This window comes from Micromonospora sp. NPDC049836 (assembly GCF_044465125.1).
Lineage (GTDB): Bacteria > Actinomycetota > Actinomycetes > Mycobacteriales > Micromonosporaceae > Micromonospora.
Window position 1 is genome coordinate 12,745 of sequence record NZ_JBITLH010000003.1, and the last position, 7,974, is coordinate 20,718.

Annotated in this window: 5 protein-coding genes; 3 read left to right on the forward strand and 2 right to left on the reverse strand. The window is 71.6% G+C overall.

Annotation, left to right across the window (positions count from 1 at the left end; translation table 11 throughout):
• Positions 1-116: 116 nt before the first annotated feature.
• A complete protein-coding gene (locus ACIBPB_RS08005) occupies positions 117-1,049 on the reverse strand; it encodes a carbohydrate kinase (RefSeq protein WP_396838853.1) in 933 nt (310 codons plus the stop codon).
• A 352-nt stretch (positions 1,050-1,401) separates the two neighbouring features.
• Between ACIBPB_RS08005 and ACIBPB_RS08010 the strand changes: the two genes are divergently transcribed.
• Entirely contained in the window at positions 1,402-2,520 is a 1,119-nt protein-coding gene (locus ACIBPB_RS08010; protein ID WP_396839473.1) for a lytic polysaccharide monooxygenase, read from the forward strand.
• Between the two features lie 97 nt (positions 2,521-2,617).
• Here ACIBPB_RS08010 and asnB read toward each other — a convergent pair whose 3' ends face one another.
• A complete protein-coding gene (gene asnB / locus ACIBPB_RS08015) occupies positions 2,618-4,579 on the reverse strand; it encodes an asparagine synthase (glutamine-hydrolyzing) (RefSeq protein ID WP_396838854.1) in 1,962 nt (653 codons plus the stop codon).
• Between the two features lie 111 nt (positions 4,580-4,690).
• Between asnB and ACIBPB_RS08020 the strand changes: the two genes are divergently transcribed.
• Positions 4,691-6,166, forward strand: a complete 1,476-nt coding sequence (locus ACIBPB_RS08020) for an aminopeptidase P family protein (protein ID WP_396838855.1) — start codon at positions 4,691-4,693, stop codon at positions 6,164-6,166.
• Positions 6,167-6,453: 287 nt separating this feature from the next.
• Positions 6,454-7,974 (forward strand): hypothetical protein (locus ACIBPB_RS08025; protein ID WP_396838856.1); only part of this gene is annotated, 1,521 nt, incomplete at its 3' end.

Consider the following 7,974-nt stretch of genomic DNA (forward strand, 5'->3'; position numbering starts at 1 on the left):
CCGCGCCGATCATGGAGTTGTGGCGCCCAGCTTGCAACCTTTGCCCCCTATGTCAACCACCACAACTCCTTGATCGACGAGAGCGGGGGGCGGGGGCGGGGTGGGGAGGGGGTGGGTCAGGTGGGGAAGCGGGAGTGGACGGCGGGGCGGGTGGGCATGGCGGTGGCGCCGCCGGGGGACTCGCAGACCAGGCCGGCGACCCGGAGCGCGAAGGCCACCCGATCCCGCCAGCCGGCCGGGTCGGCCGGCTCGCCGGCGGCGAGCAGCTCGGCGATCAGCGCGCCCATCACCGAGTCCCCGGCGCCGGTGGCGTCCACCGCGTCGACCTTCGGCGCGGGCACCCGCACCACGTCGTCGGCGGCGGCGACCAGGGCGCCGTCCGCGCCGAGGGTGACCACCACGGTTGCCGCGCCCAGCTCGCGCAGGTACGCGGCGACCCCCTCGACGGGCTCGTGCGGGTAGAGCAGCCGGGCGTCGGCGCTGCTCAGCTTCACCAGATGCGCGCTCGCGGCGAACTCGGCGACCACCGCGCGCAGCCCGTCCAGCGCGTCCGGCCCGGCCAGCAGCCGCGGCCGTACATTCGGGTCGAACACCCGCAGCGCGCCGGCGATCGTCCAGGCCCGCCGGGCGGCGGCCAGCACCGGCGGCTCGAGCAGCACGATCGAGCCGCAGTAGAGCACGTCGGCGCCCTCGACCAGGGCCACGTCCAGGTCGTCGGCGGTGAGCTGGGCGTACGAGCGGGGCTCGCCGTAGAAGCGGAAGTCCGGTTCGGGACCGGCGAAGGTGGCCACGGCCAGCGCGGTCGGGGCCGGCACGGTCACCGCCCCGGCCAGCCCGACGCCCGCGGCGGTGAGGAAGGCGCGGATCCGCTCCGCCAGGGCGTCGTCGCCGAGCGAGCCGACGAACTGGACGTCGCCGCCGAGTCGGGCGACCGCCACGGCAACGTTGAGCGGCCCGCCGCCGATCGCCTGCCGGTAGCCGGGCTGCCCGTCGAACTCGTCGTCGAGCAGGTCGACCAGCGCCTCACCGAGCACCACCGCGTATCCCATGCTGGCTCCTTCCGTCCGTCGTACCCCTCGATCCTGGCGTATCGCACCGGGGCGGCGCGACGAGACGGCCTCATCGACCGGCAGCTATTGCCTCCGCTGCCGGGACGTGATGGGATGGCGCTTGCCGGACCGGCGCGGGGGCTGCCGCGCCACCGGCCGCCGGGTCGAGCCGACGCGAGGGCACACCGGTCCGTGGCATGGACCGGGGGCGGTGCGCGCGCTCCGACGGCCCCGGCCGCACTCCCGGGCCCGCCGGGCGTGGCACCGCGATGGTCGCATCCGCTGCTCGCAGCGGGGCGGATCCGTGCGGTCGCGCCCCGCGAGTCAGGAGAAACCCGTGCACCGTTCCCGTATGGCCGCGCTGCTCACCGCGGTCGCCACCCTGGCCCTGGGCGTTTTCGCGCTGGCCAGTAATCCCGACCCGGCCGCCGCGCACGGCGCGGCGATGAAGCCGGGCTCCCGGACCTATCTGTGCTGGAAGGACGGGCTCACCCCGCAGGGCGAGATCAGGCCGAACAACCCCGCCTGCACGGCGGCGGTCGCCGAGAGCGGGACGAACTCGCTGTACAACTGGTTCAGCGTGCTGCGCTCCGACGCGGGCGGCCGGACCGTCGGGTTCATCCCGGACGGCAAGCTGTGCAGCGGCGGCAACCCGAACTTCACCGGCTACGACGCGGCCCGCAACGACTGGCCGCTCACCCACCTGACCGCCGGGCGCACGATGGAGTTCAACTACAGCAACTGGGCCCACCACCCGGGCACCTTCTACTTCTACGTGACCAAGGACAGTTGGAGCCCGACCCGGCCGCTGGCCTGGAGCGACCTGGAGGAGCAGCCGTTCCTCCAGGTCACCAACCCGCCGCAGAGCGGGGCGGTGGGGACCAACGACGGCCACTACTACTTCAACGGCACGCTGCCGTCGAACAAGAGCGGCCGGCACATCATCTACTCGCGCTGGGTCCGCTCGGACAGCCAGGAGAACTTCTTCGGCTGCTCGGACGTGACCTTCGACGGCGGCAACGGCGAGGTGACCGGAGTCGGCGGCGGCACGACGCCGACCACCCCGGGCAGCACGCCGACCACGCCCGGCACCACGCCGACCACCCCGGGTACGACGCCGACCACGCCGGGCACCTCGCCGAGCACCCCGGACACGTCGCCGGGCACCAACAGCTGCATGGCGGTCTACAAGGTGGTCACGGCCTGGGGCGGCGGCTTCCAGGCCGAGGTCACGATCATGAACCACAGCACCCGGACGTACGCCGGCTGGACGGCGAACTGGACCTGGGCCAATGGTCAGACCATCACCCAGCTCTGGAACGGCACACTGAGCGGCAGCGGCTCGGCGGTGACGGTCAACAACGCCTCGTACAACGGAACGATCGCACCGGAGGGCAGCACCTCCTTCGGCTTCACCGCGAACGTCTCCGGCACGAACAGCCTGCCCACGGTCAGCTGCACCGGCCGTTGAGCAACGCGCAGCACGCGCTGAGCCCGCGCCGAACGAGCTGAGCACACGCAAAAGGAAGGGCCCCCGGACGTTCCGGGGGCCCTTCGCCGCGTCCTGGTCAGCGCACCATGCTGCCGACCACCGGCTTGGTGAGCAGCGCGGACTGGTTGCGCTGGATGCCCGGATCGAGGGTCTTCGCCACGAAGATGGCGTGCCAGATGCAGAAGATCAGCACCGTCCACACCTTGCGGGAGTGGTCGGCCTCCTCCCGCTTGTGCTCGTCCAGCAGCCGCATCGCGTACGACAGGTCGATCAAGTCGCCGGCGCCGGAGGTGGCCAGCACGTGCCGGGCCCACTCGTACATCTCGCCGCGCAGCCAGACCCGGGTCGGGGTCGGGAACCCGAGCTTCTTGCGGTTGACGATGGCCGGCGGGACCACGCCCTGCAACGCCTGGCGCATCGCGTACTTGGTGGCCTCGGAGCGCGGTGGCAGCTTCAGGTCGACCGGGATGCCGGCGGCCACGTTGAACACCTCCCGGTCCAGGAAGGGCACCCGCACCTCCAGCGAGTGCGCCATCGAGATCCGGTCGGCCTTGACCAGGATGTCGCCGCGCAGCCAGGTGTAGAGGTCGACGTACTGCATCTTGGTGACGTCGTCCAGTTCGGTGGCCTCGGCGTAGATCGGTGCGGTGACGTCGGTGTAGCGGACCGAGGGGTCGTAGCGGCGCAGCAGGTGCTGCTTCTCCTCCTCGGTGAACATCCGGGCGTTGCCGTAGTAGCGCTGCTCGATCGGGGTGGTGCCGCGCTCCAGGAAGCTCTTGCCCTTCACGCCCTGCGGGATCGCCTTGGAGACCGCGCGCAGGCCCTTCTGCACGCCGCCGGGCAGGCCGTTGACGGTGCTGAGCGAGAGCGGCTCGCGGTAGATCGTGTACCCGCCGAAGAACTCGTCCGCGCCCTCGCCGGAGAGCACCACGGTGACGTGCTCGGCGGCCTTCTTGGCCACGAAGTAGAGCGGCACCAGCGCCGGGTCGGCCACCGGGTCGTCCAGGTGCCAGACGATCTTCGGCAGCGCGTCGATCATGTCCTGCGGCCCGATCTTCGTCGGGATGGTGGTGACGTCGAGGTGCCGGGCCGAGTCCTGGGCCACGTCGATCTCGGAGTAGCCGGGCACGTCGTACCCGACGGTGAAGGTGAGGATGTTCGGGTTGAACTCCCGGGCCAGGGCCACCACGGCGGTGGAGTCGATCCCGCTGGACAGGAACGAGCCGACCGGTACGTCCGAGCGCATGTGCATCCGGACGCTCTCCCGCAGCGTCTCCCGGATCTCCTGGTAGAGCTTCTGCTCGTCGGCGACCGGCGCGGGCCGGAACACCGGCCGGTACCAGCGCCGCACCTCGATCCGGCCGCCCGGGCTCCAGGTCAGGTACTCCCCCGACCCGATCCGGCTGATCCCCCGGTGCAGGGTCCCGGGCTCCGGGACGTACTGCAGGGTCAGGTAGTGGCTCAGGTTGGCGGTGTCGATCCCGGCGTCGCCGGCGTACGCCGACTGGGCGAACGGCAGCAGCGCCTTCTTCTCCGAGGCGAGGTAGAGCCCGTCGGCGGTCTCCAGGTAGTGCAGCGGCTTGATGCCGAAGTAGTCGCGCGCGCCGAAGGCCCGGCGTTCCTGCCGGTCCCAGATCACGAAGGCGAACATGCCGCGCAGCTTGGTGAGCACCTGCTCACCCCAGTAGTGGTAGCCGGCGACGATCACCTCGCCGTCGCCGTTCGTGGCGAACTGGGCACCGAAGTCCCGGATCAGCTCGTCGCGCAGCTCGATGTAGTTGTAGATCTCGCCGTTGAAGGTGAGCAGGTAGCGGCCGCCCGCGTAGGGCAGCGGCTCGTGGCTGAGCGCCACGTCGATGATCGCCAGGCGCTTGTGCGCGAACACCCCGTCCGCGTACCGGCCGGAGGCGTCGCCGACCACCTCGACCCCGGTCTCGTCCGGGCCCCGGTGGTGCAGGCACTCCAGTGCGCCGGCGATGTGGTCGCGGTGGGCGGCGGCGTCGCCGCGCGCGCTGAAGAAGGCCAGGAGTCCGCACATGAAGGCCATCTTTCCACGCCTCCGGAGCGGCCGTCGCGGCACCGCAGGCTCTCCCCGCGGCCGGACGCGCGATACCGTCTGGACCAGCGACGAGGCTCGAGGAGGACGATGATGGCCGAGGAGCGGACGCAGCAGGGCAAGCCGGCGGACGGCACCGAGTCGCACGACCCGGACTTCCCGGAGGCCTTCCTGGCGTTCATGCGGCAGGGCTGGCAGGACACCGAGCTGCCGGTCGGTCCCCGCCCGGAGGTGCCCAACTACGCCAAGCGGCGGGCCGCGCTCGCCGCGGCCTTCCCCGGCGAGACGCTGGTCATCCCCACCGGCACCGAGAAGGTACGGGCCAACGACACCGACCACCGGTTCCGGCCGGGCAGCGACTTCGCGTACCTGACCGGGGACCTGGAGCCGGACAGCGTGCTGGTGCTGCGCCCGGGCGGCGAGGCGATGCTGTACATGCGGCCGCGCTCGTCCCGGGAGACCGACGAGTTCTTCCGCAGCCGGCACGGCGAGCTGTGGGTGGGCCGCCGGCCGACGCTGGGCGAGAAGTCGACCGAGCTGGGGCTGCCCACCGCCGACCTGACCGGGCTGGAGGCGGCCCTGGCTGACCTGGCGCCGGGGCGTACCCGGGTGCTGCGCGGCTTCGACGCCCGGGTGGACGCGGCGGTGCGCCCGTACGAGGGGGCCCGGGTCGACGGGCAGCCGGGCCGGGACCGCGAGCTGGCCATCGCGATCTCCGAGCTGAAGCTGGTCAAGGACGAGTGGGAGATCGCCCAGCTCCAGGAGGCGTGCGACGCGACCGTGCGCGGCTTCGAGGACGTCGCCCGGGCGCTGCCGGCCGACCGGGGCGTCTCCGAGCGGCTGCTGGAGGGGATCTTCGCGCTGCGCGCCCGGCACGACGGCAACGACGTCGGGTACGGCTCGATCGTCGGCGCCGGCGAGCACGCCACGATCCTGCACTGGGTGCACAACCACGGCGCCACCCGCCCGGGTGAGCTGCTGCTGATGGACATGGGTGTGGAGAACCGCAACCTCTACACCGCGGACGTCACCCGGGTGCTGCCGGTCGACGGCCGGTTCACCCCGTTGCAGCGCCAGGTCTACGACGCGGTGTACGCGGCCCAGCAGGCCGGCATCGACGCGATCAAGCCGGGCGTGGCGTTCCGGGAGGTGCACCTCACCTCGATGCGGGTGCTCGCCGAGGCGCTGAAGGACCTCGGCCTGCTGCCGGTGAGCGTGGACGAGGCGATGGACCCGGCGTCGACGGTCTACCGCCGGTGGACCCTGCACGGGACCAGCCACATGCTCGGCATCGACGTGCACGACTGCGCCAACGCCCGCAAGGAGATGTACCGGGACGGCCCGCTGGGCGAGGGCTACGTGCTCACCGTCGAGCCGGGGCTGTACTTCCAGCCGGAGGACGAGCTGGTCCCGGCGGAGCTGCGCGGCATCGGGGTACGCATCGAGGACGACATCCTGGTGACCGCGCACGGTCCGGTGAACCTCTCGGCCGGGCTGCCGCGGCGTTCCGACGAGGTGGAGACCTGGCTGGCCGAGCAGCGTGAGGCCGGCCCCCGCCTGCCGGGCTGATCCGGGCGGTACGACCCACGGCGGGCCCGCCGCCGGTGTTCGCGACGTTTGTCGTCGCCGGGCACCGGTGCCGGGCCCGTCGCCTTTTGTGCTGCTCAGGCCCATCCGCCCGAGTGCGCGCCCAGCTCCCCGATCTGGGGGCTAATGCGCGATTTTTTCGGATACGTCCGCGTCGCGAGGATCCTTCTCATACGGTGTCGATCAGAGGCTACAACCGTTTTGTAGCTGGTCGCCCCGCCTCGGGTGGTGCGGCCCCTTTGGTAGACACCGAAAGGGCGGAAGCTCTGATGTCCAACGACGTAACCACTTCCGACGGCGGGGCCCCGGTGCCTCCGCCGACGAGCAGGCGGCGAGCCCTCTGGGTCGCCACCGGCGTGGCCGGGCTGACCGGCGTCGTCGGTCTGGCGGCGCTCGGTGGCCTCGCCGCTCGGGACAACAAGTCCGACGACCCGAAGCGGGTCGCGGAGAACCACGCCGTCGCGCCGCAGAACGCCAGCGACGCCGGCAAGGCCGAGGACACGGACAAGGACAAGGACAAGGACCACCGCGGCGACGAGGCGGGCCGGGACGGCAAGGACCGCGGCTGGGGTGAGTGGGGTGAGCACGGCGAGGTGCGGGCGGTGCCGTGTGACGACGAGGAGCTGGTCGAGGCGGTCGACCTGGCGAACCGGGGTCACGGCGGCACGCTGGAGCTGGCCGAGCACTGCACCTACGAGCTGAGCTTCGCGGACAAGAAGTCCGGCACGGCCCTGCCGACGATCAAGCAGGACGTGACGATCAAGGGCAACGACTCGACGATCAAGCGGGACTCCGAGGACGCCTTCCGGCTGTTCCGGGTGGCCGACGGCGGTGAGCTGACCCTGAAGGACCTCACGGTCAAGGACGGCAACGCCGCCGAGTTCAAGTACGGCGGCCCGAGCGGCCCCGGTGGACCGGGTGGCCCCGGCGGACCGGGTGGTCCGGGTGGACCCGGTGGTCCGGGCGGTCCGGGCGGACCCGGTGGTCCTGGCGGTCCGGGTGGTCCCGGCGGTCCGCTGACCTCGGTCGCCCCGCAGGACGGCCCGGCTGCCACGACGCCGGCGGCCGCGCCGACCGCCACGCTCGCCTACTCGCCGAAGGGCGACGGCAAGGATGAGGGTGAGGGTGACGGTGGTGCCCTGCTGGTCGAGCGCGGCGGCAGCGCGCACCTGGTCCAGGTGAAGCTGACCGGCAACAACGCCGAGAACGACGGCGGCGCCATCGCCAACTTCGGCCGGGTCGACCTCAAGGACAGCAAGGTCCAGAACAACCACGCCCAGGGCGACGGCGGTGGCATCTTCAACACCGGCCTGCTCAAGATCAAGGACACCGAGATCACCAACAACACCGCCGGCGGCAGCGGCGGCGGCATCGCCAACGGCCACGACCACACCCGCAAGGACCACGGCCCCAACCGCGTCAGCAGCCTCGACAGCGGCAAGGACTACTGGGTCAAGGGCCGCGACGAGGCCGGCACCGTCGAGATCATCGGCTCCCACGAAGGCAAGGACCGCGACAAGAGCCTCATCGAGGGCAACACCGCCGACCACAACGGCGGCGGCCTGTTCAGCTCCCGCGGCACCGTCACGATCTCCTTCACCACCTTCAAGAACAACACCGCCTGCGACAGCGGCGGCGCCATCTACGCCAAGAACACCGACCTCAAGCTCGACCACGTCACCGTCGCCAACAACCACGCCAGCAAGGACGGCGGCGGCATCGTCAACACCGGCGGACAGGACCACAAGAACCGTCCGACCCCCATGGTCGCGCCCACCGACGGCACCGAG

Coding starts and splice junctions, on each gene's coding strand:
- ACIBPB_RS08005 (WP_396838853.1), bottom strand. CDS start 1,049: ATGGGATACGCGGTGGTGCTCGGTGAGGCGCTGGTCGACCTGCTCGAC.
- ACIBPB_RS08010 (WP_396839473.1), top strand. CDS start 1,402: ATGGCCGCGCTGCTCACCGCGGTCGCCACCCTGGCCCTGGGCGTTTTC.
- asnB (WP_396838854.1), bottom strand. CDS start 4,579: ATGTGCGGACTCCTGGCCTTCTTCAGCGCGCGCGGCGACGCCGCCGCC.
- ACIBPB_RS08020 (WP_396838855.1), top strand. CDS start 4,691: ATGGCCGAGGAGCGGACGCAGCAGGGCAAGCCGGCGGACGGCACCGAG.